At 66.0% G+C, this 25,547-nt stretch carries 27 protein-coding genes; 15 read left to right on the top strand and 12 right to left on the bottom strand.

Annotated features, from left to right (window positions below; genetic code table 11):
* Nucleotides 1-253: 253 nt before the first annotated feature.
* From KO490_RS02480 to KO490_RS02465, 4 genes are all read left to right on the top strand, one after another.
* Entirely contained in the window at nucleotides 254-1,033 is a 780-nt protein-coding gene (locus KO490_RS02480; RefSeq protein ID WP_216017789.1) for a DUF533 domain-containing protein, read from the top strand.
* Nucleotides 1,034-1,135: 102 nt separating this feature from the next.
* Nucleotides 1,136-1,582 carry a cytochrome c gene (locus tag KO490_RS02475; protein ID WP_216017788.1) on the top strand — a complete coding sequence of 149 codons (447 nt, stop codon included), beginning with the start codon at nucleotides 1,136-1,138 and terminating at the stop codon, nucleotides 1,580-1,582.
* Nucleotides 1,582-2,172 carry a cytochrome b/b6 domain-containing protein gene (locus tag KO490_RS02470; protein WP_216017787.1) on the top strand — a complete coding sequence of 197 codons (591 nt, stop codon included), beginning with the start codon at nucleotides 1,582-1,584 and terminating at the stop codon, nucleotides 2,170-2,172. Before KO490_RS02475 ends, KO490_RS02470 begins: the two co-directional genes overlap by 1 nt.
* A gap of 63 nt (nucleotides 2,173-2,235) precedes the next feature.
* Complete coding sequence (locus KO490_RS02465; RefSeq protein WP_216017786.1) at nucleotides 2,236-3,144, top strand: SDR family oxidoreductase; 909 nt, start codon at nucleotides 2,236-2,238, stop codon at nucleotides 3,142-3,144.
* Between the two features lie 51 nt (nucleotides 3,145-3,195).
* Here KO490_RS02465 and parC read toward each other — a convergent pair whose 3' ends face one another.
* Nucleotides 3,196-5,436: a DNA topoisomerase IV subunit A gene (gene parC / locus KO490_RS02460; RefSeq protein ID WP_216017785.1), complete on the bottom strand. Its 2,241-nt coding sequence runs from the start codon at nucleotides 5,434-5,436 to the stop codon at nucleotides 3,196-3,198.
* A 124-nt stretch (nucleotides 5,437-5,560) separates the two neighbouring features.
* Between parC and KO490_RS02455 the strand changes: the two genes are divergently transcribed.
* From KO490_RS02455 to KO490_RS02425, 7 genes are all read left to right on the top strand, one after another.
* On the top strand, nucleotides 5,561-6,112 hold the full coding sequence (locus tag KO490_RS02455) for an SH3 domain-containing protein (RefSeq protein ID WP_216017784.1): 552 nt from the start codon (nucleotides 5,561-5,563) through the stop codon (nucleotides 6,110-6,112).
* On the top strand, nucleotides 6,109-6,927 hold the full coding sequence (locus KO490_RS02450; protein WP_216017783.1) for an SDR family NAD(P)-dependent oxidoreductase: 819 nt from the start codon (nucleotides 6,109-6,111) through the stop codon (nucleotides 6,925-6,927). Before KO490_RS02455 ends, KO490_RS02450 begins: the two co-directional genes overlap by 4 nt.
* A gap of 24 nt (nucleotides 6,928-6,951) precedes the next feature.
* The gene (locus tag KO490_RS02445) at nucleotides 6,952-7,152 is read left to right on the top strand and encodes a twin transmembrane helix small protein (RefSeq protein ID WP_216017782.1); all 201 of its coding nucleotides are present in this window, start codon (nucleotides 6,952-6,954) and stop codon (nucleotides 7,150-7,152) included.
* The gene (locus KO490_RS02440; RefSeq protein ID WP_216017781.1) at nucleotides 7,152-7,724 is read left to right on the top strand and encodes a cob(I)yrinic acid a,c-diamide adenosyltransferase; all 573 of its coding nucleotides are present in this window, start codon (nucleotides 7,152-7,154) and stop codon (nucleotides 7,722-7,724) included. Before KO490_RS02445 ends, KO490_RS02440 begins: the two co-directional genes overlap by 1 nt.
* 109 nt (nucleotides 7,725-7,833) lie before the next feature.
* Complete coding sequence (locus tag KO490_RS02435; RefSeq protein WP_216017780.1) at nucleotides 7,834-8,592, top strand: electron transfer flavoprotein subunit beta/FixA family protein; 759 nt, start codon at nucleotides 7,834-7,836, stop codon at nucleotides 8,590-8,592.
* The gene (locus KO490_RS02430) at nucleotides 8,592-9,518 is read left to right on the top strand and encodes an electron transfer flavoprotein subunit alpha/FixB family protein (RefSeq protein ID WP_216017779.1); all 927 of its coding nucleotides are present in this window, start codon (nucleotides 8,592-8,594) and stop codon (nucleotides 9,516-9,518) included. Before KO490_RS02435 ends, KO490_RS02430 begins: the two co-directional genes overlap by 1 nt.
* A 105-nt stretch (nucleotides 9,519-9,623) precedes the next feature.
* Nucleotides 9,624-10,499 (top strand): 3-hydroxybutyryl-CoA dehydrogenase, encoded by an 876-nt coding sequence (locus tag KO490_RS02425; protein WP_216017778.1) that lies wholly within the window; start codon nucleotides 9,624-9,626, stop codon nucleotides 10,497-10,499.
* A gap of 39 nt (nucleotides 10,500-10,538) precedes the next feature.
* On the opposite strand, the gene KO490_RS02420 is transcribed toward KO490_RS02425, so the two are convergent.
* From KO490_RS02420 to KO490_RS02395, 6 genes are all read right to left on the bottom strand, one after another.
* Nucleotides 10,539-10,946 (bottom strand): DUF2852 domain-containing protein, encoded by a 408-nt coding sequence (locus KO490_RS02420; protein ID WP_216017777.1) that lies wholly within the window; start codon nucleotides 10,944-10,946, stop codon nucleotides 10,539-10,541.
* An 81-nt stretch (nucleotides 10,947-11,027) separates the two neighbouring features.
* Nucleotides 11,028-11,642, bottom strand: a complete 615-nt coding sequence (locus tag KO490_RS02415; protein WP_216017776.1) for a TetR/AcrR family transcriptional regulator — start codon at nucleotides 11,640-11,642, stop codon at nucleotides 11,028-11,030.
* Between the two features lie 10 nt (nucleotides 11,643-11,652).
* Nucleotides 11,653-11,931 carry an HPr family phosphocarrier protein gene (locus KO490_RS02410; protein ID WP_216017775.1) on the bottom strand — a complete coding sequence of 93 codons (279 nt, stop codon included), beginning with the start codon at nucleotides 11,929-11,931 and terminating at the stop codon, nucleotides 11,653-11,655.
* Nucleotides 11,928-12,353, bottom strand: a complete 426-nt coding sequence (locus tag KO490_RS02405; protein WP_216017774.1) for a PTS sugar transporter subunit IIA — start codon at nucleotides 12,351-12,353, stop codon at nucleotides 11,928-11,930. Before KO490_RS02405 ends, KO490_RS02410 begins: the two co-directional genes overlap by 4 nt.
* A 31-nt stretch (nucleotides 12,354-12,384) precedes the next feature.
* A complete protein-coding gene (gene rapZ / locus KO490_RS02400) occupies nucleotides 12,385-13,308 on the bottom strand; it encodes an RNase adapter RapZ (RefSeq protein WP_216017828.1) in 924 nt (307 codons plus the stop codon).
* Between the two features lie 49 nt (nucleotides 13,309-13,357).
* Complete coding sequence (locus tag KO490_RS02395; RefSeq protein ID WP_216017773.1) at nucleotides 13,358-13,768, bottom strand: HPr kinase/phosphorylase; 411 nt, start codon at nucleotides 13,766-13,768, stop codon at nucleotides 13,358-13,360.
* Nucleotides 13,769-13,985: 217 nt separating this feature from the next.
* On the opposite strand from KO490_RS02395, the gene KO490_RS02390 reads away from it, so the two are divergent.
* Nucleotides 13,986-15,581, top strand: coding sequence for a phosphoenolpyruvate carboxykinase (locus KO490_RS02390; protein WP_216017772.1), 1,596 nt, complete (start codon nucleotides 13,986-13,988; stop codon nucleotides 15,579-15,581).
* 121 nt (nucleotides 15,582-15,702) lie between these two features.
* Here KO490_RS02390 and argF read toward each other — a convergent pair whose 3' ends face one another.
* The 3 genes from argF to KO490_RS02375 form a co-directional block, all read right to left on the bottom strand.
* On the bottom strand, nucleotides 15,703-16,629 hold the full coding sequence (argF, locus tag KO490_RS02385) for an ornithine carbamoyltransferase (protein WP_216017771.1): 927 nt from the start codon (nucleotides 16,627-16,629) through the stop codon (nucleotides 15,703-15,705).
* Between the two features lie 102 nt (nucleotides 16,630-16,731).
* Nucleotides 16,732-17,904 (bottom strand): aspartate aminotransferase family protein, encoded by a 1,173-nt coding sequence (locus KO490_RS02380; protein WP_216017770.1) that lies wholly within the window; start codon nucleotides 17,902-17,904, stop codon nucleotides 16,732-16,734.
* Between the two features lie 159 nt (nucleotides 17,905-18,063).
* Nucleotides 18,064-18,882: an ABC transporter permease gene (locus KO490_RS02375; protein WP_252726953.1), complete on the bottom strand. Its 819-nt coding sequence runs from the start codon at nucleotides 18,880-18,882 to the stop codon at nucleotides 18,064-18,066.
* Nucleotides 18,883-18,999: 117 nt separating this feature from the next.
* Between KO490_RS02375 and KO490_RS02370 the strand changes: the two genes are divergently transcribed.
* Complete coding sequence (locus tag KO490_RS02370) at nucleotides 19,000-19,596, top strand: GcrA family cell cycle regulator (protein WP_216017769.1); 597 nt, start codon at nucleotides 19,000-19,002, stop codon at nucleotides 19,594-19,596.
* Nucleotides 19,597-19,674: 78 nt separating this feature from the next.
* Here KO490_RS02370 and KO490_RS02365 read toward each other — a convergent pair whose 3' ends face one another.
* Nucleotides 19,675-20,328: a hypothetical protein gene (locus KO490_RS02365; protein WP_216017768.1), complete on the bottom strand. Its 654-nt coding sequence runs from the start codon at nucleotides 20,326-20,328 to the stop codon at nucleotides 19,675-19,677.
* A 130-nt stretch (nucleotides 20,329-20,458) separates the two neighbouring features.
* On the opposite strand from KO490_RS02365, the gene metG reads away from it, so the two are divergent.
* Together metG and rocF are read left to right on the top strand one after the other, a co-directional pair.
* On the top strand, nucleotides 20,459-22,177 hold the full coding sequence (gene metG / locus KO490_RS02360) for a methionine--tRNA ligase (protein ID WP_216017767.1): 1,719 nt from the start codon (nucleotides 20,459-20,461) through the stop codon (nucleotides 22,175-22,177).
* 166 nt (nucleotides 22,178-22,343) lie between these two features.
* On the top strand, nucleotides 22,344-23,267 hold the full coding sequence (gene rocF, locus KO490_RS02355; RefSeq protein WP_216017766.1) for an arginase: 924 nt from the start codon (nucleotides 22,344-22,346) through the stop codon (nucleotides 23,265-23,267).
* Between the two features lie 72 nt (nucleotides 23,268-23,339).
* On the opposite strand, the gene KO490_RS02350 is transcribed toward rocF, so the two are convergent.
* Entirely contained in the window at nucleotides 23,340-25,388 is a 2,049-nt protein-coding gene (locus KO490_RS02350; RefSeq protein ID WP_216017826.1) for a catalase, read from the bottom strand.
* Nucleotides 25,389-25,547 lie beyond the last annotated feature (159 nt).

The raw sequence follows: 25,547 nt of genomic DNA, 5'->3' as shown, positions 1-25,547 counted from the left end.
CAAACTTTGCCTTTGCCATGTGGGCCTCCTGGATACCGCGGGGCATGGCTGAAGGGCCCCGGATTTGACGTGCGCCGCGATGTATAAGGCGGACGGGGAAAAATCAAGGGCACAGCGTCAGCCAAACGTGCTAGTTTCCGCAGGCATTGCAGGCAGGGCACGCAGGAACCCGGCGCGGCCGCCTTTCGTTGTCGAACCAACGCCTTGTGCGCGACACGCGCGGGGCCGCACAATTCAGGACAGGGGAATCCGCATGAGCATGATGAAAAGCCTGGCCCGCGTCGCCGCGGGCGTGATGCTGGCCAAGGGAATCGGGTCGGTGATGAAGAACCGTCAGCAGGGCGGATCGACCGGCCAATCGCAGGGCGGGGGACTGCTGGGCGGCCTTCTGTCGAACAACACGGGCGGCAGCGGCGGAGGTCTTTCGCAGATGCTGGGCAACCGCTCGGGCGGTCAGGGCAGCCTTGGTGGTCTGCTGGACAAGCTGGGCGGCAGCGGCGGTGCGCAGGGCGGCCTGGGTGCCGTGCTGGGCGGCCTTGTCGGCGGATCGGCCACGGCAGGTCAGCTGACGCAGAAGGATTCGCAGCCCTCGAACGATGCGACCTTCGGCGCGCTGTTCGACGATGCCATCACCCACGAGGCCGAGCCGCAGACGGCCCCCACCCCCGAACAGAACGCGGTCGCCGCGCTGATGCTGCGCGCGATGATCCAGGCCGCGAAATCCGACGGTCATGTGGACGACGCCGAAAAGCAGCGCCTGCTGGGACACCTGGGCGACGATCTGGACGATGACGAACGCAACTTCATCCGCGAGCAGATGTCGCGTCCGGTCAATGCGCAGGACCTGGCCCGCGACGTCCCCAAGGGTCTCGAGGCGCAGGTCTATCTGATGTCGCTGCTGGCCATCGATTTCGACAGCGAGGCCGAGGCGCGTTACCTCAACGATCTGGCCACTGCGATGGGTCTGGACCGGACGCAGGTCAACGACATTCACCGCGAGGCCGGTGTCACGCCGCTCTATAACGGGGCGTGATCGCGAAAGCGTGAGGGCGGGGCTGCACTGTTGCGCGATCCCGCCCTTCCTGCAAAGCTGACATGGCAAGCCGCCTCGTCCGACAGGTCACAGGAGCCCGCCATGTCCAAAGCCGCCCTTACCGCCGCTTTCTGCCTTGCCGCCCTTCCCGCATTCGCGCAATCCGCCGAGGATGCCGTCAAGGCGCGCCAGGGCTTCTTCACGATGATCTCGACCGAGATGAGCACCCTGTCCGACATGGCACGGGGTAACACGGATTACGACGAGGCCGCCGCAGTCGCCGCAGCCCGGAACCTGATGGCCCTGACCGGCTACGACCTGCCCAAGCTGCTTGTCGATGGCAGTTCCGCCGACGATATCGACGGCACCGATGCCCTGCCCGCCATATGGGACGACAAGGACGATTTCGCGCAGAAATACGCGGCCCTCGCCAGTGCGACCGAGGGGCTGGACCAGGCCGTCGCGGGCGGTCAGGAAAACCTCGGGCCGGCGCTGCAGGCCGTGGGCGGTGCGTGCCGCGACTGTCACCAAAGCTATCGCGCGGACTGATGCGGCGCGACGAAGCCCGCCGGGTCCGCCTGTGGGATCCGGCGCTGCGGCTGTTCCACTGGCTGCTGGCGGTGCTGGTCGTCACGAACTGGCTTCTGGGCAAGTTCGGCCCCTCGATCATGACCGTCCATTTCTGGATCGGCTATGCCATCCTGGGGCTGCTGGCCTTCCGGCTGGTCTGGGGCATCGTCGGGCCTGAACATGCGCGCTTCGTCAATTTTCTGCGCGGCCCGCGCGCGGTGATGGCCTATCTGCGGCATCTGCCCGATCGCAATCCCAGCAATTGGCCGGGACACAACCCGATGGGCGCATTGTCGGTCGTGGCGATGCTGGGCGTCCTGATCTGGCAGGCGGGCAGCGGGCTGGTCATCGACCCCGAGGATTTCGTGAATATCGGCCCCCTTGCCGATGCCGCCGGCCCCGAGATCTCGCGCGCGGCGGTGGGTTGGCACAGCCTGGGCGCGGATCTGGTGCTGATCCTCGTGGTGCTGCATGTGGCGGTCATCCTGTTCTACCGCGTCTGGAAGAACGAGGATCTGGTGCGGCCGATGGTCACCGGTTGGAAATGGGTGCGTCGTACAGACAAATGATGCCGGAACCGCAAGGCGGCGGCTTCGTTTTTCCCGACATTCACCGAAACACCGGAGAAAGCCATGTCAGGCAAGCCATTCCGCCCCCCGTTCCGCGCCGGAGCGCTGCAGGACCCCCGCCTTCCCGAACCCGATTTCCCCGCGCAGAAGCAGCCCATGCCGGGTCTGGCCACCAGGATGGACCCCCTGCCCGATCACGGCGAGGAAAGCTATCGCGGGTCCAACCGCATGGCGGGCAAGCGCTGCCTCGTCACCGGCGGCGACAGCGGCATCGGTGCCGCCACGGCCATCGCCTATGCCCGCGAGGGCGCGGATGTGGCCATCAACTATCTTCCCGAGGAACAGGAGGATGCCGACGTCATCGTCAAGGTGATCGAAGCCGAGGGCCGCAAGGCCGTGGCCATTCCGGGCGACATCCGGGACGAGGAATTCTGCAAGACCCTCGTGTCGCGCGCGGTCGAAGAACTGGGCGGGCTTGACGTTCTGGTCAACAATGCCGGGCGCCAGCAATATTGCGAGACCATCGAGGAGCTGACGACCGAGGATTTCGACGCGACGATGAAGACGAACATCTACGCGCCCTTCTGGATCACCCGCGCGGCGGTGCCGCATATGGGCGAAGGCGGCTCGATCATCATTACCTCGTCCACGCAGGCATTCTCGCCCGCGGCGCATCTGTTCGACTATGCCCAGTCCAAGGCGGCGAACGTGGCCTTCGCGCAATCGCTGGCCAAGCAGCTGGCTCCGCGCGGCATCCGTGTGAACGCGGTCTGCCCCGGCCCCTACTGGACAGCCCTGCAGATCAGCGGCGGCCAGCCCACGGACAAGGCCACCCAGCACGGGGCCAACCAGCCCCTGGGACGCCCCGGCCAGCCGGTCGAGATCGCGCCGATCTACGTGCTGCTGGGTTCGGACGAGGCAAGCTATATCACCGGCGAGTATTTCGGCTCGGTGGGCGGCGGCGGCCTGTAGGGGACGCCATCTGCCGGAACGACGAAGGGCGGGGATCACCCCGCCCTTTCTTCATGCGAACTTGTTGTCGCGCGGGAAACCGCGCGGGGCCATCCGGCCCACGCCCGCCCGCTTGCCCAGCCATTCGGACAGATCGCCTTCGGTGCGGGTCTTGCCCCCGCCCATCGGCCATGACAGCCCGTCCGCGAAGTTCAGCGTGATGGCATCTGTCAGCACCTCGTCGCGGAACAGCCCGCCGGGCTTCAGCTTCATCAGCTTCACACCCTTGCCGCGCGCCATCTCGGGCAGTTCGGTCAGCGGGAAGACCAGCATCCGGCGCGTGCCCGCCACGACGGCCAAGTGATCGCCGGTGACCGGGCGGCACAGCAGCGCATCGCCGTTCAGCACCTGCTTGCCCGATTTCGTCTGCGCAAGGATATCCGAGGAATTGACCACGAACCCGTCCGCGGCCTTCGACGCCACGAGGTATTTCACCCCCTCGCGCCAGGGGAAGATCGCGATGACCTCGGCCTCGTTCGGCAGATCGACCATCAGGCGCAGCGGTTCGCCCATGCCCCGCCCGCCGGGCAGGTTGTTGGCTGGCAAGGTGTAGAACCGCCCGTTCGAGGCGAAGACCATCAGCTTGTCGGTGGTTTCGGCATGCAGTGCGAAGCCCGGTCCGTCGCCATCCTTGAACTTGACCTCGGCATCCAGCGGCTGGTGGCCCTTCATCGCGCGGATCCAGCCCATCCTGGACAGGATCACGGTCAGGGGCTCGCGCTCGATCATGGCCTCGATGTCGATGACGGGGGTCTCGGCGGCCTCGGCGATCTCGGTCCGGCGCTGCCCTTCGGGGGTGGATTTCCCAAAGAGGTTGCGGACCTCCTTCAGCTGCGCCGCGATGCGCGACCATTGCGCGTCCTCGTCGGCCAGCATGGTCTGCAGCGCCTCACGTTCCTCCAGCAGGGCATCGCGTTCCGCGCGCAGCTCGATCTCCTCGAGCTTGCGCAGCGCGCGCAGGCGCATGTTCAGGATCGCCTCGACCTGGACCTCGGACAGGCCGAACTCGGCCATCATCACGGCCTTGGGCTCGTCCTCGTGGCGGATGATTTCGATCACGCGGTCGATGTTGAGATAGGCGAGCAGGTAACCTTCCAGCACCTCGAGCCGCGCGGCGATCTTCTCCAGCCGGAAATTCGCACGCCGGACCAAGACCTCGCGGCGATGGTCGAGGAAGGCGCGCAGGACCTCCTTGAGGCTGCAGACCTTGGGCACGCGCCCGTCGATCAGCACGTTCATGTTCAGGTTGAAGCGGATCTCCAGGTCGCTGGACTTGAACAGGGCCGCCATCAGCTGATCGGGATCGACGCTGCGGTTCTTGGGTTCCAGCACGATGCGCACATCCTCGGCGGATTCGTCGCGCACATCGGCCAGGATCGGGATCTTGCGGGTCTGGATCAGTTCGGCCAGCCGCTCGATCAGCTTGGATTTCTGCACCTGATAGGGGATTTCGGTGACCAAGATCTGCCACTGCCCCCGGCCCAGATCCTCGACCGACCAGCGCGCGCGCAGGCGGAAGGCCCCGCGCCCCGTGCGATAGGTCTCGGCCATGCTCTCGGCGCTTTCGACGACGACGCCGCCGGTCGGGAAATCCGGCCCCTTGATCAGCGTCGCAAGCGTGTCGTCGCGCGCATCGGGCGTCTTGATCAGATGCAGGCAGGCGTCGATCACCTCGTGCAGGTTATGGGGCGGGATGTTGGTGGCCATGCCCACCGCGATCCCCGACGATCCGTTCGCCAGAAGGTTCGGGAAGGCCGCGGGCAGCACCGCGGGTTCGGTCAGCGTGCCGTCGTAATTGGGGCGGAAATCGACCGAATCCTCGGTCAGGCCGTCCATCAGTGCCTCGGAGGTGCCGGCAAGGCGGGCCTCGGTGTAACGGGCGGCGGCGGGGTTGTCGCCGTCGATATTGCCGAAGTTCCCCTGCCCGTCCACCAGCGGATAGCGCATGGCGAAATCCTGGGCCAGGCGCGCCATCGCGTCATAGATCGCGGCATCGCCATGGGGGTGATAATTGCCCATCACGTCGCCGGTGATCTTGGCCGACTTGCGGAAGGCCCCGGTGGGCGACAGCCGCAATTCCCGCATCGCATAGAGGATGCGGCGATGGACGGGCTTCAGCCCGTCGCGGGCATCGGGCAGGGCACGGTGCATGATCGTGGACAGGGCATAGGTCAGATACCTGTCGCCGATGGCTCGGCTGAGGGGTTCGGACTGCGCGCCCTGCGCGGGATCGATGAGAGGATCGTCAGACATGTCATCTGGATAGGACGCGCCACGCCCCCGGTCCAGATCGAAAAACCGCGGAACCGCGTTCACGCCGTGGTGTTGTCCGCCGTGATCGGTTAGACCGATAGACCAGCGAAGAGGGAGGCTCGGGATGCTCAGGCTTGGCTTGCTGACGCTTGCGACATTGGTGGCGATCTGGGCGGTGCTGTCCGGATACGGGGATGACGACCTGCGCGCCGAACGCCGCGCCCGCGACGCCGGCACCGTCAGCGCGGCCCAGGATGCGGGGGCCGAGGATCTGACGCGCACCGTTCCGCGCGTGGAAACCGAGGGCGCCGAGGCGCTGACCCCGACCACCTCCGAGGAGAACAGCGCCGTGGGGATCGTCCAGGCCAGCAGCCAGACCCCCGAACGGGTCGAGCGGTTCCCGGGTCCGCCCCTCGAACCGTCGCCCGAACATGCGGGCGAGGAGCCTGCCGCGGCCCCTGCCGAACTGGGCGACGGGCCGCGGCTCTACGTGACCGGATCGCGGGTCAACATGCGGTCCGGGCCCGGCACCGGGAACCCGGTCGTCGCCGCGCTGACACTGGGCACCCGGGTCGAGGCGATGGGCCCCACCGGCGGCAGCTGGGTCGAGATCCGCACCCCCTCGGGTGATCGCGGTTTCATGGCGAACCAGTTCCTGTCCCCGGACGCCCCATGATGCGCGTCCTTCTGACGGGCGCATCTTCGGGCATCGGGCTGGATGCCGCGCGCTTTCTGACCGAACAGGGCATCCGCGTCGTCGCGACCTGCCGCAAGGATTCCGATATCGAGGCCCGCCGCGCCGAGGGCATGGAATGCCTGCGGATGGATCTGGACGACGAGGACAGCATCGCCGCCTGCGTCGAGACGGCATTGCAGGGCGGCCAGATCGACGGCCTGGTGAACAACGCGGCCTTCGCCCTGCCCGGTGCCGTCGAGGACATGCCCCGCGGCGCGATGCGCGCCATCTTCGAAACGAACCTGCTGGGCACCCACGACCTGACCCGCCGCCTGATCCCGCATTTCCGGGAACGGGGCGCGGGGCGGATCGTGAATGTCAGCTCGGTCCTGGGGCTGGTGGGCATCCCGTGGCGCGGGCCCTATGTCGCCACGAAATTCGCGCTGGAAGGGCTGAGCGACGTCCTGCGGCTGGAGATGCGCGGCACGGGCATCCATGTCGTACTGATCGAACCCGGCCCGATCACCAGCCGCATCCGGGAAAATGCCATTCCCCATTTCGAACGATGGGTGGACTGGCAGGCCAGTCCCCGCGCGCAGCAATATCGCGACAGCCTGTTAAAACGGCTCTATGAACCCTCGGGGCCGGACCGGTACGAGCTGCCCCCGCGCGAGGTGTCGACACGCATCCTGAGGGCGCTGACCGCGGATCGACCCGCCCCGCGCTATCATGTCACGACCCCCACGCGCATCTCATCGGTGGCGCGGCGCGTTCTTCCCACGGTGGCGCTGGACTGGTTCGCGCGGCGCGCTTAGGCTTTCGGATCGAAAGGCAGGGATATGGACGACAGGAACCTGATCATCATCTCGCTTCTGGGCATCGGCATCGTCTTCGCGATCCTGATGACGGGCATCGGCGGCTTCGCCAAGGGCGGCGATTGGAACCGGCGCAACGCCAACCGGATGATGCGCTGGCGCATCTATGCGCAGGCGGGGGTGATCGCAGCCCTTCTGCTGCTGGTCTGGCTGGGGGCACGCTGATGGTCGTTCTGAACAGGATCTATACCCGCACGGGCGACAAGGGCGACACGGCCCTGTCCGATGGCAGCCGCGTGTCGAAATCGGACCCGCGGGTCGAGGCATATGGCACGGTGGACGAACTGAACGCTACTCTGGGCCTTGCGCGACTGCATGCGACGGGCGATCTGGCCGAACGCATCGCGGTCATCCAGAACGACCTGTTCGATCTGGGCGCAGACCTGTCGCGCCCGAACATGGCAGCCGACGACCAGGCCGGTTACCCGGTTCTGCGCATCGTGGCGTCCCAGACCGAGCGCCTCGAATCTGAGATCGATTCGATGAATGCGCGCCTTGAACCGCTGCGCAGCTTCATCCTGCCCGGCGGATCGGCGCTGGCCGCCCATCTGCATCTGTGCCGCACCGTGGCGCGCCGCGCGGAACGCTGCGCGACCGATCTTGCGGCAGGCGGCGATGCCAACCCCGAGGCCCTGCGATACCTGAACCGCCTGTCGGACTGGATGTTCGTGGCGGGGCGCGTGGCGAATGCCGATGGGGCCGACGACATCCTGTGGGTTCCGGGCGCAAACCGTTGACCTGCGATACCGCAAACGCTGCGTCCTGTGACGTTTTTGCCCTGTCATCGGGCAATCCTGCCGTCTAACACTTGAGCCACAAGACGCCGAAACAAAGGGAGAGAGGCCGATGAAGGTTCTCGTGCCAGTCAAGCGCGTGATCGACTACAACGTGAAGGCTCGCGTCAAGGCCGACGGGTCTGGTGTCGATCTGGCGAACGTCAAGATGTCGATGAACCCCTTCGACGAAATCGCGGTGGAGGAAGCGATCCGTCTGAAGGAAAAGGGCGTCGCGACCGAGGTCGTGGCCGTCAGCATCGGCGTCAAGCAGGCGCAGGAAACGCTGCGCACCGCATTGGCCATGGGTGCGGACCGCGCCGTGCTGGTCGTGGCTGCCGATGATGTCCACCAGGATATCGAGCCGCTGGCGGTTGCCAAGATCCTCAAGGCCGTGATCGACGAGGAACAGCCCGGCCTGGTGATCGCCGGCAAGCAGGCCATCGACAACGACATGAACGCGACGGGCCAGATGCTGGCCGCGCTTCTGGGCTGGGGTCAGGCGACCTTCGCCAGCAAGCTGGAGATCGAGGGCGAGGCCGCGAAGGTCACCCGCGAGGTCGATGGCGGGTTGCAGACCATCGAGGTCAAGCTTCCCGCGATCGTCACCGCCGACCTGCGCCTGAACGAGCCGCGCTATGCATCGCTTCCCAACATCATGAAGGCGAAGAAGAAACCGCTGGACGAAAAGACCGCCGCGGATCTGGGCGTCGATGTCACGCCGCGCCTGTCGGTCGTGAACACGCGCGAACCCGAGGGCCGTCAGGCCGGGATCAAGGTCGGCTCGGTTGACGAGCTGCTGGCGAAACTGAAAGAAGCGGGGGTGGTGTGATGGCTGTTCTGCTGCTGGCCGAAGTCACCAATGGTGAGTTGAACCGCGACGCGACCGCCAAGGCCGTCGCTGCCGTGAAATCGCTTGGCGATGTGACCGTCCTCTGCGCCGGGGCAAGCGCGCGCGATGCGGGTGGGGAAGCCGCTGGGATCGACGGCGTGGCCAAGGTGCTGGTCGCCGAGGATGCGCGCTACGGCCACCGTCTGGCCGAACCCGCGGCCGCGCTGATGGTCGCGCTTGCGGGCGATTACGACCACATCGCGGCGCCTGCGACGACGGATGCCAAGAACATCATGCCCCGCGTCGCGGCGCTGCTGGATGTCATGGTCATCTCGGACGTGTCCGCGGTGATCGACGCCGACACGTTCGAGCGTCCGGTCTATGCCGGCAATGCGATCCAGACCGTGAAATCGGCCGACCCCAAGAAGGTCATGACCATCCGCACCGCCAGCTTCGACGCGGCGGGCGATGGCGCCGGCGCCCCGGTCGAGGATGCGACGCTGGCCGACGATCCGGCGCTGTCGTCCTGGGTGGCCGACGAGGTCGCCGAAAGCGACCGCCCCGAGCTGACCTCGGCCGGGCGCGTCGTGTCGGGCGGTCGGGCGCTCGGCTCCAAGGAGCAGTTCGAGCTGATCGAGAAGCTGGCCGACAAGCTGGGCGCCGCCGTCGGCGCATCGCGCGCCGCGGTCGATTCGGGCTATGCCCCGAACGACTGGCAGGTGGGTCAGACCGGCAAGGTCGTGGCACCCGATCTCTATGTCGCGGTGGGCATCTCGGGTGCGATCCAGCACCTTGCCGGCATGAAGGACAGCAAGGTCATCGTCGCGATCAACAAGGACGAGGAAGCTCCGATCTTCCAGGTCGCGGATTACGGTCTGGTGGGCGATTTGTTCCAGATCGTGCCCGAAATGACCGAGAAGCTCTGATCCGTCAGGCAGCGTTCGGAACCGCCCCCATCGGGGGCGGTTTTGCGTTGCGGCATCACATGGCCCGCCATATCGTCGCGGGCACAAGGCAGAAGGTGGCATGGAATGAGCATTCAGACCGTAAGCGTGATCGGTGCGGGCCAGATGGGCAACGGGATCGCCCATGTCTTCGCCCTGTCGGGATATGACGTTCTGCTGAACGACATCAGCCAGGACGCGCTGAACGCGGCGGTGGCGCAGATCGACCGCAACCTGGAACGCCAGGTCTCGCGCGACAAGATCTCGGCCGAGATCAAGGCCGCCGCCATGTCGCGCATCCGAACCACCATGAAGCTGGCCGATCTGGGGCAGACCGATCTGGTGATCGAGGCCGCGACCGAACGCGAGAGCGTCAAGCAGGCCATCTTCGAGGATCTGGTGCCGCATCTGCGCCCCGAGACGATCCTGACCTCGAACACCTCGTCGATCTCGATCACGCGGCTTGCAAGCCGCACGGACCGCCCCGAGAAGTTCATGGGCTTCCATTTCATGAACCCCGTGCCGGTGATGCAGCTGGTCGAACTGATCCGCGGCATCGCCACGGACGAACCGACCTACAAGTCGCTGCTGGCCGTTGTGGAATCGCTGGGCAAGACCGCCGCCAGCGCCGAGGATTTCCCCGCCTTCATCGTCAACCGCATCCTGATGCCGATGATCAACGAGGCGGTCTACACGCTGTATGAAGGCGTCGGTTCGGTCGACAGCATCGACAAGGCGATGAAACTGGGCACGAACCATCCGATGGGGCCGCTGGAACTGGCCGATTTCATCGGGCTGGACACCTGCCTCGCGATCATGAACGTGCTGCATGACGGGCTGGCCGACACGAAATACCGCCCCTGCCCCCTGCTGACGAAATATGTCGAAGCCGGTTGGCTGGGTCGCAAGACCGGGCGCGGCTTCTACGATTATCGCGGCGAGACGCCCGTCCCGACCCGCTGATCGGGTCGCGGGGCCGATGCGGCCCCGCGCCGGTGATGCTCAGGCATCCTCTTTCGGGCGACGGCTGTCCATGAACTGGTCGAACTCGGCCTTGTCCTTCGCCTCGCGCAGCTTTTCCAGAAAGTTCAGGAATTCGGCGTGCTCGTCCTCGAGCCGCTTCAGCGTCTGCTCGCGATAGGCGTCGAAGGCGCTGTTGCCGGTCGAAGGTGCGCTGTAGCGCAGGCTGCGGGTCGTGCGTTTGCTGCATCCGAACATGCGATTGCTCCAGATCATGTAGGTCAGAAGGGCGAGGCCCGCGGGCCAGAAGGCGATGAACCCCAGGACCATCGCCGCGATCCATGCAAGGCGACCCCGGGCATCCAGCCAGTCGCGCGCGCCGGTCATGGCCTCGCTCAGCCGCGAACGCGACCTGGGGGCCGAAGCATGTGCCAAGGTGGCGGTTTCCATCTCTCTCTCCAATGTTAATGTTAATCACATTTACATAGATGGGAGCGAAAGCGCCGGGGTCAAGATCTTCGTCGTCGATTTTCAGGAAGGGATCAGGCCCAGCCCACGAAGATAGATGATGGCACCGCTCTCCAACATCTCGGACGGAGCGACGGGACTGCGCGCGCCCGGCTTGCCTCGGGAAAACAGCTCGACCACGCCATGGCTCATGGCCCAGATATGGTTCGCGACCATCCGCGCGGGCGGGCGGTTCCCGTCCGGCAGGCGCTGCGACAGCGCATCTGCCGCCGCCACGAGGACGCCCTGCGCGCGCTCCGAGGCGGCTGCCAATTCGGCGTTCCCCGCGATCGAGATCCCGCTTTCGAACATCGCCATGTAGAAGCCGGGCCGGTCCGCCGCGAAGTCGAGATAGGCCTGACCCATGCGCAGGAATGCCGTCAACGGTTGCGGCACCCCGCCATCGAAGGCCTTCTCCAGCCGCTTGGCGAATTCCTCGAACCCCTGCCGGGCGACTTCCTCCAGCAGATCCTCTCGGTTCTTGAAATGGCGATAGGGGGCGGCGGCAGAGACGCCTGCGCGGCGCGCGGCCTCGGTCAGGGTGAATGCCTGCGGGCCCTGCGCCTCGACCAGCAAGGCGGTCGCATCGACCAGCGCCTGCCGCAGATTGCCATGGTGATAGGTCTTGCGATCGGGCAAAACTGGGCCCTTACATGCCTTCGCCGAAATAATCCGCGACCAGTTCCTGCAACGCGTCCGACAATTCCTGCGCCTGCGCGCCCTTCGTCGTCACGCGGATCTGGCTGCCGCGCGGCGCGGTCAGCATCAGAAGGCCCATGATGCTGTCGCCGGATACGGACATGCCGTCCTTTTCCACGGTGGCCTCGGCATCGAAGCGTTCGACCACATCGACGAATTTCGCGCTGGCCCGCGCGTGCAGGCCCTTCACGTTGATGATCTCGAAATCCCTGGTGACCGGATCGCTCATCCCAGATGCCGCCTTGCCGCGCCCAACGCGGCCTCGGGGGGGACGTTGTAGCTGTTGATGTATTTGCGGCCGGCCTCTTTCGCGAAGGCCACCGCATCGCCCACCCGAAGATGGCGCGATTTCGCCAGCTTGACCAGCATCGGAAGGTTCGCCCCGTAAAGGATCGTGCGATCCTGGACCGCGCAGGCGGGCAGCGCCAGGTTCGAAGGCGATCCCCCGAACAGATCCGTCACCAGAACGACGCCGTCGCCCAGGTCGACGGCATCGGCGGCGGCCTGGATCTCGGCCATCTTGGCAGCGCGGTCGTGATCATCCTCGATCGCGACGGCGGCAATGCCTGTCTGGGGCCCCACGACATGTTCGACCGCGGAAAGATATTCCCGCGCCAGACCGCCATGTGCCACGATGACTATTCCGATCAACGCGCCTCACCAGGTTCAAAGATATGCCTCGTCATTGCGCCTGCACCTTGGACGGATCTGCCGCGCCGACGGGCTGGCTTTCCGATCCACCGTGCAACGCCGCCAGACGACGCTCGAGTTCTCTATGTCTTATTGACACCGGCCAGCCCGCATCCGCAAGCGCAAGCGCCATCTTTTCCACCATTGTGACGGAACGATGTTTGCCTCCGGTGCATCCGAACCCCACCGACAGGTGCGATTTCCCTTCTTCCATATGCGCAGGCAGCAGGAATTCCACCAATTCGCGAGTTCGCAGGAAAAACTCCGCGAATCGCGGATCGGCGGTGACGTGGTCCTGCACGGCCGCCTCTCGACCGTCCAAGGGACGCAGATCGGGTTCCCAATGCGGGTTCGCAAGGAAACGGCAGTCGAACATCAGGTCCAGACCGCGCGGAACGCCGCGCTTGTAGCTGAAGGAATGCAACGAGACGCCCAGACGGCTGCGCGCATCGTTGTCGAACCAGCGCGTCAGCTCGGCCTTCAGATCGTGCGGGGACAGGTCCGACGTGTCGACCAGGACATCGGCGCGCGCCTTGATGGGCACCAGCAGGTCCGTCTCGGCCTCGACCCCGGCATTGGGGGCCTCGTCCGGGCTGAGGGGGTGACGCCTGCGCGTCTCGTTGTAGCGGCGCACGAGGACATCCGTCGCGCAATCCAGATAGAGAACCTCGAGCCCGAAATCGGGCCTGCGCGTCAAACGGTCGATCAGCTCGATCACGTTCGAGGCGGAGAAGTCGCGGTTGCGCACATCCAGACCCAGGGCCAGCGGTTCGGGGCGCGCGGGCCCGTCCAGAAGCCGCGGGATCAGCGACAGCGGCAGGTTGTCGATCGCCTCGAAGCCCAGATCCTCGAGGACGTTGATCGCGGTGGATCGCCCCGCCCCCGACGGGCCGGTGACCAGCACCACCCTCTGCATGTCCGTATCGCCCTGCTGCTCGGTCACGGGAACCCCCTTGGCGGGGGCATCAGTCAACCCGGCCCCCCATCATCAACTGCCGCAATGCAGCGTGAAGATGTGGCCGCCACGGCCCGGACACAAGCGAAACCGTCACCCCCAGCCACCGGACGGATTGTCGCTGTGGCAGTCGTGCCGCCTCGGGGGCCCCCAGATCGCAGGCCCAGACGACCTCGACCGGGCCATGCGTGTGGGCGGCAAGAATGCCGATCCCGCGCGCCTCGATCCGCCCCCGCAGGGCGTCCGGGGCGCTGGCGATCAGCCTGCCGTCATCGCAGCGCAGGTCGGTCCGATCGTCGGCGACCAGCATCCCTCCCGTGGCCATCAGCTCCAGCGCCAGGCTGGACTTGCCCGATCCCGAAGGGCCGATGATCACCAGACCCCGCCCCGCGATGGCCACCGTGGTCGCATGAAGCTGCATCCGAATCACCTTGTCGCAAAATCGTCGCCGCCAACCTGCCTCAGCAGGGTGTTCGAAGGCCAGATCGGGACGAAAATCGCCATGATGGCGATAACATTTACTGTTGCCGCTAACGGTTAGCGCTGCCCGGTTTCGCGCGATTCAACCGCTGCTATAGCCGGATGAGGGGGCACGATCGCGCCCCGGACCCGAACCCTCATACCGGAGCCAGAGGAACATGAGCACACGCGTAAACCCCAACTGCCGTCTTGAAGATCAGGGCATCGAGGGGCTGGGCCGGGTCTATTACAACCTGCTGGAACCCGCGCTGATGAACGAGGCCGTCACCCGCTGCGAGGGCCGGATCGGCAAGGGCGGCACCTTTCTCGTGACCACCGGCGCACATACGGGCCGGTCGCCCAAGGACAAGTTCGTCGTCCGCACCCCGTCGGTCGAGGACACGATCTGGTGGGAAAACAACACCCCGATGACCCCCGATGCCTTCGATCGCCTGCACGCGGACATGCTGGCGCATATGAAGGGCCGCGACTACTTCGTGCAGGACCTGTTCGGCGGAGCCGACCCAGAACATCGCCTGGACGTGCGCGTCGTGACCGAGCTGGCTTGGCACGGGTTGTTCATCCGCCACCTGCTGCGCCGCCCCGAGGCCGAGGAACTGGCGAACTTCACCCCCGAATTCACCATCATCAACTGCCCCGATTTCACTGCCGACCCCGAACGTCACGGCTGCCGCAGCGGGACGGTCATCGCGCTGAACCTCGATGCGAAGCTGATCCTGATCGGCGGCACCGCCTATGCGGGCGAGAACAAGAAGTCGGTCTTCACGCTGCTGAACTACCTGCTGCCCGAAAAGGGCATCATGCCGATGCATTGCAGTGCCAACCACGCGCCGGGCGATCCGGACGATAGCGCGATCTTCTTCGGCCTTTCGGGGACGGGCAAGACGACGCTGTCGGCCGATCCCTCGCGCGTGCTGATCGGCGATGACGAACACGGCTGGTCCGACAACGGCATCTTCAACTTCGAGGGCGGCTGCTACGCCAAGACGATCAACCTGTCCGCGCAGGCCGAACCCGAGATCTTCGCCACCACCTCGCGCTTCGGCACCGTGATCGAGAACATGGTCTTCGACCCCGACACGCTGGAACTGGATTTCGAGGACAACTCGATCACCGACAACATGCGCTGCGCCTACCCGCTGGATGCGATCTCGAACGCATCGACGACCAGCATCGGCGGCAGCCCGCGGAACGTGATCATGCTGACCTGCGATGCCTATGGCGTGCTGCCGCCCATCGCGCGACTGACGCCCGCGCAGGCGATGTACCACTTCCTGTCGGGCTTCACCGCCAAGACCCCCGGCACCGAGGTCGGCGTGACCGAGCCGATCCCGACCTTCTCGACCTGCTTCGGCGCGCCCTTCATGCCCCGCCGCCCCGAGGTCTACGGCAAGCTGCTGGCCGACAAGATCGCCCGCCATGGCGCGAATTGCTGGCTGGTGAATACCGGCTGGACCGGCGGCGCCTTCGGAACGGGCTCGCGCATGCCGATCCGCGCGACCCGCGCATTGCTGACCGCGGCGCTGGACGGCAGCCTGAACGACGCGCAGTTCCGCCGCGACCCGAATTTCGGCTTCGACGTGCCAGTCAGCGTCGCGGGCGTGTCGGACGTGTTGCTGGACCCGCGCCGCACCTGGGACGACACGGCGGCCTATGACCGTCAGGCCGCCAAGCTGGTGCAGATGTTCAGTGACAACTTCGCCCAGTATCTCGACGGCATCGACGAGGATGTCCGGGCGGCTGCCATCGGCTGATCGCGCCGCAGCAAACGGAAAGGGCCGCGTCCATGACGCGGCCCTTTCGCATGTCTTCGGTGGACCGCAGGTCCGCCGTCATTCGGATCACGGGCCCGAGCGGAACACCGACCAAGGCGGATCAGAGGCCCAGGCAGTGCCGCATGATGGCCTTCTGCGCATGCAGACGGTTCTCGGCCTCGTCGAAGATCACCGAATGCGGACCGTCCATGACCTCGCTTGTGGCCTCGTCGTCGCGATGCGCGGGCAGGCAGTGCATGAACAGCGCATCGGGTTTCGCCCGCGCCATCAGCTCGGAATTGACCTGATACCCGCGCAGCTGGTTGTGGCGGCGTTCCTTCGCGGATTGGGGATCGTGCATGCTGACCCAGGTATCGGTGACGACTAGGTCGGCCCCCTCGACCGCCTTGTTCGGATCGCGCTCGATCGTGATGGGACGACCCATCGCGGCGGCATAGTCCATCCACTCGCGTTCCGGGTCCAGCGTCTGCGGCCCGGTGAAGGTCAGGTCGAAGCCGAACTGCCCCGCTGCATGGGCAAAGCTGGCAAAGACGTTGTTGCCGTCGCCCGACCAGACCACCTTGCGCCCCGCGATGGGGCCGCGATGCTCCTCGAAGGTCATGATGTCGGCCATGATCTGGCAGGGATGGGTGCGGTTCGTCAGCCCGTTGATGACCGGCACCGTGGCATGTTCCGCCATCTCCAGCAGGGTCGCCTCCTCGAAGGTGCGGATCATGATCAGATCGACATAGCGCGACAGAACGCGGGCGGTGTCCGCGATCGTCTCTCCGTGACCCAGCTGCATCTCGGACCCCGACAGGACCATCGTCTGGCCGCCCATCTGGCGCACGCCAACGTCGAAGCTGACGCGCGTCCGGGTCGAGGGCTTCTCGAAGATCAGCGCGACCATGCGACCGGCCAGCGGCTGGTCGTCGTCGGCCATGCCCTTGGGGCGGTCGTTTCGGGCGATCTTCATGGCGCGGGCATTGTCGATGATGCCGCGCAGCTGTCCGGCGTCGGTCTTGTGGATATCCAGGAAGTGGGTCATGGGTCTGTCTTTCAACGGGTTTCCGCCAGCAAGCCCTCTGGGCCCCGCAGGGTCAAGTGCGCGGGCGGGAAAAAGGGGGCGATGCCCCCTGCTGTGGCCGGATCAGTCCGCCAGACGGGCAGCGGCGCGGTCCAGCCGCGCCACGGCCTCGGCGATTTCCTCGTCCGCGATGTTCAGCGGCGGCAGAAGTCGCAGCGTGCTGTCGGCGGCGGGCACCGTCAGGATCCCCTCGTCATAGCCCGCCCGGACCAGGTCCGCAGGCGCGGCCTTGCATTTCAGCCCCAGCATCAGGCCGTGACCGCGCACCCCTTCGAAGATGTCGGGATGCGAGGCGACCAGCCCCTCCAGCTTCTGGCGGAACAGCGCGCCCTTGCGGTTCACCTCGGCCAGGAAATCGGGATCGGCCACGATCTCCATGACGCGGCAGCCGACGGCGCAGGCCAGCGGGTTGCCGCCATAGGTCGATCCATGCGTGCCCGCGACCATCCCGGCCGCCGCGGCCTCGGTCGCCAGCACCGCACCCAGGGGGAAGCCCCCGCCGATGCCCTTGGCGACCATCATCACGTCGGGGGTGACACCGGCATATTCATGCGCGAACAGCCGGCCGGTCCGACCCACGCCGCATTGCACCTCGTCCAGGACCAGCAGCGCGCCGGTCCGGTCGCAGATCTCGCGGATGCGACGTAGATCCTCGTCCGCGATCGGGCGGATGCCGCCTTCGCCCTGCAGGGGTTCCAGCATCACGGCGGCGGTGCGGTCGGTCACCGCGGCCTCCAGCGCGTCGATATCGCCCCAAGGCAGCGTGCGGAAGCCCGGCATCAGGGGCCCAAAGCCCTTGACCATCTTCTCGGCCCCCGATGCGGCGATGGCCCCGGTGGAACGCCCGTGGAAGGCGCCCTCGAAGGTGATGATCTCGATCCGGTCAGGATCGCCCGCGTGGTCCCAGAACTTGCGGACCATCTTGATCGCAAGCTCGGCGGCCTCGGTGCCGGAATTGGTGAAGAAGACCGTATCGGCGAAGGTGTTGTCGACCAGCATGCCCGCCAGCCGTTCCTGCTGCGGGATCTGGTAGAGGTTCGACACATGCCAGATCCGGCCCGCCTGTTCGGTCAGCGCCGCGACCAGATCGGGGTTCGCATGGCCCAGCACGTTCACCGCGATCCCCGCCCCCAGATCCAGATATCGGCTTCCGTCCGCCGTGATGGCCCAGGCGCCCTCGCCGCGTTCGAACGACAGGGGGGCACGGTTATAGGTCGGCAGGACATGCGGGATCATGGGACTGAACCTTCGAAATATCAGGGATGTGGACATGGCAGGCGAAAGGGGATGCTGACCTTATGGGGTCGCATCAGCGTCGGATGATACGGGCGCGTCGCATGCTCATGGCGGGGAAGATGCGCGCAGAAAATCCTGCGCGCAAGCCTCAATCGCCGATCACGCCTTCATCCGGTACCCGATGCGCAGCCAGTGCCACGCAAGTGTCAGCACGCCCGCCACCGCAAGGATGCAGATCGCGGCACCCCGCAGCACGGGCGCATCGCTGATGCCGGTGACGCCGAAACGCGCCCCGTCGATCAGATAGAAGATCGGGTTCCAGTGCGACAGCGTGCGGAAGGGCTCGGGCAGGGTCTGCACCGAATAGAAGGTCCCCGACAGGAAGGACAGCGGCGTGATGATGAAGTTCGTGATCGCGGCCATCTGGTCGAACTTCTGCGCCATGATCCCCGCCAGGATGCCCAGGCCCCCCAGCAGCAGCGCCGCCAGCAGCACGAACAGCGCGGCCAGCGCGGGATGGGTGATCCCCTGCCCCGTGACGATCACCATGCCAGTCCCGATCACGGTTGCGACAAGTCCCGCGCGCACGACCGACCCCGCCAGGTATCCGGCCAGCAGTTCACCCGCCGACAAGGGCGGCATCAGCGTGTCCACGATATTGCCCTGCACCTTGGCCGAGGTGATCGAGCTGGACGTGTTCGCGAACGAGTTCTGGATCACCGTCATCATCAGGATGCCCGGCCCCAGGAACACCAGGTATGGCAGGCCCATGACCTCTCCTCGTCCCTGGCCCAGGGCCAGCGCGAAGACCAGCACGAACAGCCCCGCCGTCATCAGCGGCGCGAAGATGGTCTGCTGCCAGACCGCCATGAAGCGGCACACCTCTCGGGTGGCAAGCGTGCGCATGCCCAGCCAGTTGATGCGGCCGAAACGGCGCACGCCCATCGCGGGACTGTCGGGATTCATCCTCGGGGTCATTTTGCGGTCCTTGAATTTCTGCGCATCGGCGGCTAAATCTCGGCATCCCGTTTCTGACGGGACCAATCGCAGGTTTCAAGATGGGCGGCGGGCCCCGACCCGCGCGGAAAGGCAGACATGTCCTGGACGGATGAAAGAGTCGAGACGCTCAAGCGCATGTGGTCCGAGGGTCAGTCGGCCAGCGCCATCGCGAAGGAGCTGGGCGGCGTGACGCGCAACGCGGTCATCGGCAAGGTGCATCGCCTGGGCCTGTCGAACCGGACCGAGGAAGAGGCCGCGGCACCCGCGCAGCCCGCCCCGGCCCCCGAACCCGCACCGGCCCCCGAAAAGAAGCCCGCCGCGGCACGCCCCGCGGCGCAGCCCGCCCCCGAACCGCAGGCGGAACCCGAGCCCGAGGCCGCCACCCAGCCGGTGCCCTTCAGCCCGACGCCGCGTCGCCCCGTCGTGACCGCGGGTCAGCCGCTGCCGCCGCAGCCCTCGGCCAACGAGATCAGCCCCGAGACGCTGGCCTCGGCCCGCGAGGTCGAGAAGCGCGCGCGCAAGCTGTCGCTGATGGAACTGACCGAGCGGACCTGCAAATGGCCCATCGGCGACCCGGCGACCGACAAGTTCTGGTTCTGCGGCCTGCCCTCGGCTTCGGGCAAGCCCTATTGCGAGACCCATGTCAGCGTGGCCTTCCAGCCCATGAGCTCGCGTCGCGACCGTCGTCGCTGACGCCATCCCCCCATTCATGCGCGAAGGCCGCCCCGGACGGGCGGCCTTTTGCGTTTCCGGTCGCGGCTGTGCGGCCCCTCAGGTCCTGCGACGCGCGTGGATCAGGGCCACGACCTGCAGGATCAGGATCGTGGCGATCAGCTCCATCGCCTCTTCGGCGCGTCCGGCGAAGCTGCCCAGCCGGTCGCTGATCTCGATCCCCAGGGGGGCCAGCTTGCGCCCCAGCCCGTCGATGGTCTTGGCCAGGAAAATCAGCGCCAGTCCCAGCACCAGCAGCCATTCCTGCGCCCGCAGCCTGCGCAGCCGCCGGATGAAGCGCGGCATGTTCCGCGCCAGAAGCCGCAGCCCCGCCCAGGTCAGCAGCCCGACGATGGCCCCGCCGATCAGCTTCTCAAGGATGGGCGCATCCCCCGAATAGAGCCGGAGCTGCAGGATCCCTTCGGTCGTATAGGCCTTGTCCATGTCCAGCTCGCGCATCGTCGCCGCCCACAGAAGGACCGCGATATGCCAGGATCGCCAGCGGCGCTGCAGGACGATATCGACGCTGACCCACAGCGCCGAGGTTCCCAGGAAGATCGCCGACATCCCTTCGATCGGGCCGCCTTCGGCGAACAGCGCATGGGTGTCGTTCGTCACCACCAGCCCCGCCAGCAGCACCAAAAGCGTGATGGCGCTGCTGATCGCGAAGATGGTGGACGGGCGCGGAATCCCGCTGCGCCTGTATCCGGGCATGGTGTCACCTGGCTGTCATGTTGAAGGCCGGCGCAATGCAGCAGAATTGCAGCGGATGCAACCGCCGCCGCGCACTTTCCTTCATCCCTGCCAGAGGCTAGAGATACGCCGACCGGAAAGGACGCAATTCATGGCCCGCCATCTCATTACCTCTGCCCTGCCCTATATCAACGGCATCAAGCATCTGGGGAACCTCGTCGGCTCTCAGCTTCCCGCCGACCTCTATGCCCGGTACCTTCGGGCACGGGGCAACGAGGTGATGTTCATCTGCGCGACCGACGAACATGGCACGCCCGCCGAACTGGCCGCCGCCAAGACGGGCGAACCCGTGGCCGATTACTGCGCGCGGATGCATGGCGAACAGGCCGAACTGGCGCGCGGCTTCGGGCTGTCCTTCGACCATTACGGGCGGTCCTCCAGCCAGCGCAACCACGTCCTGACCCAGCATCTGGCGGGCAAGCTGGCCGAGAACGGCTTCATCCGCGAAGTCAGTGAGAAGCAGGTCTATTCCAATGCCGACGGCCGCTTCCTGCCCGACCGCTATATCGAGGGGACCTGCCCCAATTGCGGTTACGACAAGGCTCGCGGCGACCAGTGCGAGAACTGCACCAAGCAGCTGGACCCGACCGACCTGATCGACCCGCGCAGCGCCATTTCCGGCAGCACCGACCTGGAGGTGCGCGAGACCAAGCACCTCTATCTGCGCCAGTCCGCGCTGAAGGGCGATATCGCCGCCTGGATCGACAGCAAGACCGACTGGCCGATCCTGACGACATCCATCGCCCGCAAATGGCTGAACGACGGCGACGGGCTGCAGGACCGCGGCATCACGCGCGACCTGGCCTGGGGCGTTCCGGTCAAGCGCGGCACCGAGGATTGGCCGGGGATGGAGGGCAAGGTCTTCTATGTCTGGTTCGATGCACCCATCGAATACATCGCGGCGACGGCCGAATGGGCGGATGCGAACGGGCGCGGCGACGCCGAATGGCGCAGCTGGTGGCGCACCGACGAGGGCGCGGACGACGTGACCTATACCCAGTTCATGGGCAAGGACAACGTCCCCTTCCACACGCTGTCCTTCCCGGCCACGATGATCGGCTCGGGCGAGCCGTGGAAGATGGTCGATTACATCAAGTCCTTCAACTACCTGACCTATGATGGCGGGCAGTTCTCGACCAGCCAGGGGCGCGGCGTGTTCATGGATCACGCGCTGGAAATCCTGCCCGCCGACTACTGGCGCTGGTGGCTGCTGTCCCACGCCCCCGAATCCGGCGACAGCGAGTTCACCTGGGAGAATTTCCAGCAATCGGTGAACAAGGATCTGGCCGACGTTCTGGGCAACTTCGTCAGCCGCATCACCAAGTTCTGCCGTTCCAAGTTCGGCGAGGTGATCCCCGAAGGCGGCGAATGCGGCGAGGTCGAACAGCAGCTGATCGCGGATCTGAACACCCGCATCGCGTCCTATGACGCCGCGATGGCGCGCACCGACGTGCGCAAATCGGCGTCCGAGCTGCGCGCGATCTGGGTTCTGGGCAACGAATACCTGCAATCGGCGGCACCCTGGTCCACCTTCAAGACCGACCCGGAAAAGGCCGCGATGCAGGTGCGCCTGGGTCTGAACCTGATCCGCATGTATGCGGTCCTGTCCCAGCCCTTCATCCCGTTCGCGGCGGATTCCATGCTGTCGGCCATGCAGACCGACCTGCGCGACTGGCCGCAGGATGCGGGCTCGGCCCTGACCGCGCTGCCCGCAGGCCATGCCTTCACCGTCCCCGAGGTGCTCTTCGCCAAGATCAGCGACGAGAGCCGCGAGGAATGGGCCGAACGCTTCAAGGGCGTCCGGGCCTGAGCCATCTTGCATGCCGGGCGGGGTCGCAGTATGGCGATCCCACCCAGGCACGCGGCCCTCTCTCTCATATCCCTCTGGCCGCCGCCCCCAGGCATTCCGCGCATGGTGTGGACGCAGGTCGCGTCACCCGCTAGGTCTTTGACAGGACCTTAGCCCGGAGACCGCGATGACCCATTGCATCCTGATCGGAGCCCCCGTGGACGAGGGGCAGCGCCGCCCCGGCTGCCTGATGGGCCCCGCCGCCTATCGGACCGCGGGGCTGGCCGCCACACTGTCCGCGCTTGGCCACACGGTCGAGGATCGCGGCGACGTCACCCCCGCCCCCCTGGGGAACGAGACCTGCGACAACGCCGCCGTTCACCATCTGCCCGAAACCATCGCCTGGACCCGCGCGCTGTCGGCTGCCACGCGCGACGCGCTGCCGCATGGGATGCCCATCATCATGGGCGGGGATCATTCGCTGGCGCTCGGGTCGGTTGCGGGGGTCGCGGCCCATGCGGCGAATGCGGGCCGCCCGCAATTCGTGATCTGGCTGGATGCGCATAGCGATTTCCACACCGTGCGGACGACCACCTCGGGGAACCTGCATGGAACGCCGATGGCCTATGCCAACGGGTTAGACGGGTTCGCGCCCTTCCCGCCCTTCCCGAACCCCATTCCGGGCGAAAACATCTGCATGTTCGGCATTCGCAGCGTCGATCCGGCGGAATATTCCGCGATGCAGCTGACGGATATCACCGTGAACGACATGCGCGTGCTAGATGAACAGGGGATCGTGGCCCCCTTGCGCGATTTCCTCGACCGGGTCCGGGCGGCGAACGGGTTGCTACATGTCAGCCTGGACGTGGATTTCCTGGACCCGACCATCGCGCCTGCCGTGGGCACCACCGTTCCGGGCGGCGCCACCTTCCGCGAGGCGCATCTGGTGATGGAGCTGCTGCACGAATCCGGGCTGGTCACATCGCTGGACCTGGTCGAGCTGAACCCGTTCCTGGATGAACGCGGACGCACCGCGCGGCTGATGGTCGATTTGGTCGGCAGCCTGATGGGGCGCAAGGTCTTCGACAGGCCCACGCGCAGCTACGGCTGACCGGTCACGAACCGAACGCGGTCGGGCAGGCCCGCCGCATGAAGAAGGGGGCCATCGCGGCCCCCTTCGATCTTACCAGAGTTTCGTCTCGCGGTCGTAGAAGCGCATCCTCGCAGCCTTCACGAAGGCGTCGGGATCGGTGGTGGTGACGCCCTCGTCACGCTCGACCCCGGCGGCATCCAGCAGCGCCTGGCAGCAATCGTCGGCGGCGATCGCCTTCAGATGTGCGAAGGCGTCGGACACGAAATCGATGGCGGGCTTGTATTTCGCCAGCTTCGTCGCGTCCTCCTCGGTCAGGGCCAGTGCGATGGCATCGACCAGCACCGAGGGCGTGCCGGCCAGTTGCGCCTCGGCCATGCCGCGCTTCTTGGCGATCATCACGGCCATGCCGCCATCGGCCTCGACCGCCTTGCGGATCGCATCGGCCTTGGACAGGTCGCCATTCTCGCCGATCAGAATGCCCACCTTGCGGCCCTTCAGCGTGTTCGGGTGGTTCTTGGCGATCGACAGCGCGTCCGAAATCGGCATCTCGACCGGCTCGCGGAAGGGGGTCGCCGCTTCGGGCAGATCCTCGGCCAGGCCCTCGGCCACGGCGGCGGCCAGGCCTTCGTCGATCACCCGCAGATGCGCCAGGATGCGCTTGATGACATGGTCGATGCCGACCTTCGACAGCTCGAACACGATGGCATCCGCGATATGGCGCTGCTCGGTCTCGGTCTGGCTGCGATAGAACATCGTCGCCTGGCTGTAATGGTCGCCGAACAGTTCGGCCCTGCGCCGCAGCTTCTCGTCGGGCGTGTTGTCCAGGTCGGACATGCTGCGATAGGTCTTGAAGCCCGCCTCGGTCTCGCGCGGGCCGGGATCCTCGCCCGCCTGCCCCAGGCTGTTGGGTTCGTAATTCGCCCGGCCCTTCGGGACATGCATCTGCATCTGCCCGTCACGCTGGAAGTTGTGGAAGGGGCATTTGGGCGCGTTGATCGGCAACTGGTGGAAATTCGCCGTGCCCAGACGCGACTTCTGCGTGTCGAGATAGCTGAACAGACGCCCCTGCAGCAGCGGATCGTCGGTGAAATCGATCCCCGGCACGACATGGGACGGGCAGAAAGCCACCTGCTCGGTTTCGGCGAAGAAGTTGTCGGGGTTCCGGTCCAGGACCATGCGGCCGACGATGCGGACGGGGATCTCCTCTTCGGGGATCAGCTTGGTGGCGTCCAGCACGTCATAGGGCTGCTTCGCAGCCCATTCGGCATCGAAGGTCTGGATGCCCAGTTCCCATTCCGGGAAATCGCCCGACTGGATGGCCTCGAACAGGTCCTGGCGGTGATAGTCGCTGTTGGCGCCCGCGGTCTTGACCGCCTCGTTCCAGACCTGGCTCTGCAGCCCCAGCTTGGGCTTCCAGTGCCACTTGATGAAGGTCGACTTGCCCTCGGCATTGACCAGACGGAAGGTATGGACGCCGAAGCCCTCGATCATGCGCACGCTGCGCGGCAGGGCGCGGTCCGACATGGCCCACATGATCATGTGCAGCGATTCGGGCATCAGGGACACGAAATCCCAGAAGGTGTCATGCGCACTGGCGGCCTGCGGATAACCGCGATCGGCCTCCATCTTCACGGCATGGATCAGGTCGGGAAACTTGATCGCGTCCTGAATGAAGAAGACCGGGATGTTGTTGCCGACAAGGTCGAAATTGCCCTCCTCGGTATAGAACTTGACCGCAAAGCCGCGCACGTCGCGGGGCGTGTCCACGCTGCCTGCACCGCCCGCCACGGTCGAGAACCGCGCGAAGACCGGGATGCGCCCCGCTTGCGACAGGAACTTGGCGGTGGTCAGTTCCGGGATCGGATCGGTGCATTCGAAATAGCCGTGCGCGCCCGAGCCGCGGGCATGGACGATCCGCTCCGGGATGCGTTCGTGGTCGAAATGGAAAATCTTTTCGCGGAGGATGAAGTCCTCGAGCAGGGTCGGACCGCGATCCCCGGCCTTCAGGCTGTTCTGGTTGTCGCTGATGGCGACGCCCTGGTTGGTGGTCAATGTCTGACCGCCCTGCTGGTGCGTCTCGCCGCCGTTACCGGGTTTCTGGCTGACCTCGGACATGCTGTCCTCCTCTTGCTGGCGCATGGGGCGATAACCGGGGGACATGCCGGGGGGTTCCGTTGATAATGTATGGCCTTGCCGGGGGAACGGCCCTCGCCTATTCAGGGGGCGGATGCGGACGTGGCGAAATCGGTAGACGCAGCAGACTTTGACAATCGGAGTGCCCGTGCGGAAACGCCCGGT

It is taken from the genome of Paracoccus sp. C2R09 (assembly GCF_018860625.1).
Lineage (GTDB): Bacteria > Pseudomonadota > Alphaproteobacteria > Rhodobacterales > Rhodobacteraceae > Paracoccus.
The sequence above is the reverse complement of the archived record's forward strand: the minus strand, read 5'-3'. Positions and strand labels throughout refer to the sequence as shown.

Bases quoted from the DNA above. Each gene is read 5' to 3' on its own strand.
- KO490_RS02480 (WP_216017789.1), top strand. From the start codon at position 254: ATGAGCATGATGAAAAGCCTGGCCCGCGTCGCCGCGGGCGTGATGCTG.
- KO490_RS02475 (WP_216017788.1), top strand. From the start codon at position 1,136: ATGTCCAAAGCCGCCCTTACCGCCGCTTTCTGCCTTGCCGCCCTTCCC.
- KO490_RS02470 (WP_216017787.1), top strand. From the start codon at position 1,582: ATGCGGCGCGACGAAGCCCGCCGGGTCCGCCTGTGGGATCCGGCGCTG.
- KO490_RS02465 (WP_216017786.1), top strand. From the start codon at position 2,236: ATGTCAGGCAAGCCATTCCGCCCCCCGTTCCGCGCCGGAGCGCTGCAG.
- parC (WP_216017785.1), bottom strand. From the start codon at position 5,436: ATGTCTGACGATCCTCTCATCGATCCCGCGCAGGGCGCGCAGTCCGAA.
- KO490_RS02455 (WP_216017784.1), top strand. From the start codon at position 5,561: ATGCTCAGGCTTGGCTTGCTGACGCTTGCGACATTGGTGGCGATCTGG.
- KO490_RS02450 (WP_216017783.1), top strand. From the start codon at position 6,109: ATGATGCGCGTCCTTCTGACGGGCGCATCTTCGGGCATCGGGCTGGAT.
- KO490_RS02445 (WP_216017782.1), top strand. From the start codon at position 6,952: ATGGACGACAGGAACCTGATCATCATCTCGCTTCTGGGCATCGGCATC.
- KO490_RS02440 (WP_216017781.1), top strand. From the start codon at position 7,152: ATGGTCGTTCTGAACAGGATCTATACCCGCACGGGCGACAAGGGCGAC.
- KO490_RS02435 (WP_216017780.1), top strand. From the start codon at position 7,834: ATGAAGGTTCTCGTGCCAGTCAAGCGCGTGATCGACTACAACGTGAAG.
- KO490_RS02430 (WP_216017779.1), top strand. From the start codon at position 8,592: ATGGCTGTTCTGCTGCTGGCCGAAGTCACCAATGGTGAGTTGAACCGC.
- KO490_RS02425 (WP_216017778.1), top strand. From the start codon at position 9,624: ATGAGCATTCAGACCGTAAGCGTGATCGGTGCGGGCCAGATGGGCAAC.
- KO490_RS02420 (WP_216017777.1), bottom strand. From the start codon at position 10,946: ATGGAAACCGCCACCTTGGCACATGCTTCGGCCCCCAGGTCGCGTTCG.
- KO490_RS02410 (WP_216017775.1), bottom strand. From the start codon at position 11,931: ATGAGCGATCCGGTCACCAGGGATTTCGAGATCATCAACGTGAAGGGC.
- rapZ (WP_216017828.1), bottom strand. From the start codon at position 13,308: ATGCAGAGGGTGGTGCTGGTCACCGGCCCGTCGGGGGCGGGGCGATCC.
- KO490_RS02395 (WP_216017773.1), bottom strand. From the start codon at position 13,768: ATGCAGCTTCATGCGACCACGGTGGCCATCGCGGGGCGGGGTCTGGTG.
- KO490_RS02390 (WP_216017772.1), top strand. From the start codon at position 13,986: ATGAGCACACGCGTAAACCCCAACTGCCGTCTTGAAGATCAGGGCATC.
- argF (WP_216017771.1), bottom strand. From the start codon at position 16,629: ATGACCCACTTCCTGGATATCCACAAGACCGACGCCGGACAGCTGCGC.
- KO490_RS02380 (WP_216017770.1), bottom strand. From the start codon at position 17,904: ATGATCCCGCATGTCCTGCCGACCTATAACCGTGCCCCCCTGTCGTTC.
- KO490_RS02375 (WP_252726953.1), bottom strand. From the start codon at position 18,882: ATGACCCCGAGGATGAATCCCGACAGTCCCGCGATGGGCGTGCGCCGT.
- KO490_RS02370 (WP_216017769.1), top strand. From the start codon at position 19,000: ATGTCCTGGACGGATGAAAGAGTCGAGACGCTCAAGCGCATGTGGTCC.
- KO490_RS02365 (WP_216017768.1), bottom strand. From the start codon at position 20,328: ATGCCCGGATACAGGCGCAGCGGGATTCCGCGCCCGTCCACCATCTTC.
- metG (WP_216017767.1), top strand. From the start codon at position 20,459: ATGGCCCGCCATCTCATTACCTCTGCCCTGCCCTATATCAACGGCATC.
- rocF (WP_216017766.1), top strand. From the start codon at position 22,344: ATGACCCATTGCATCCTGATCGGAGCCCCCGTGGACGAGGGGCAGCGC.
- KO490_RS02350 (WP_216017826.1), bottom strand. From the start codon at position 25,388: ATGCGCCAGCAAGAGGAGGACAGCATGTCCGAGGTCAGCCAGAAACCC.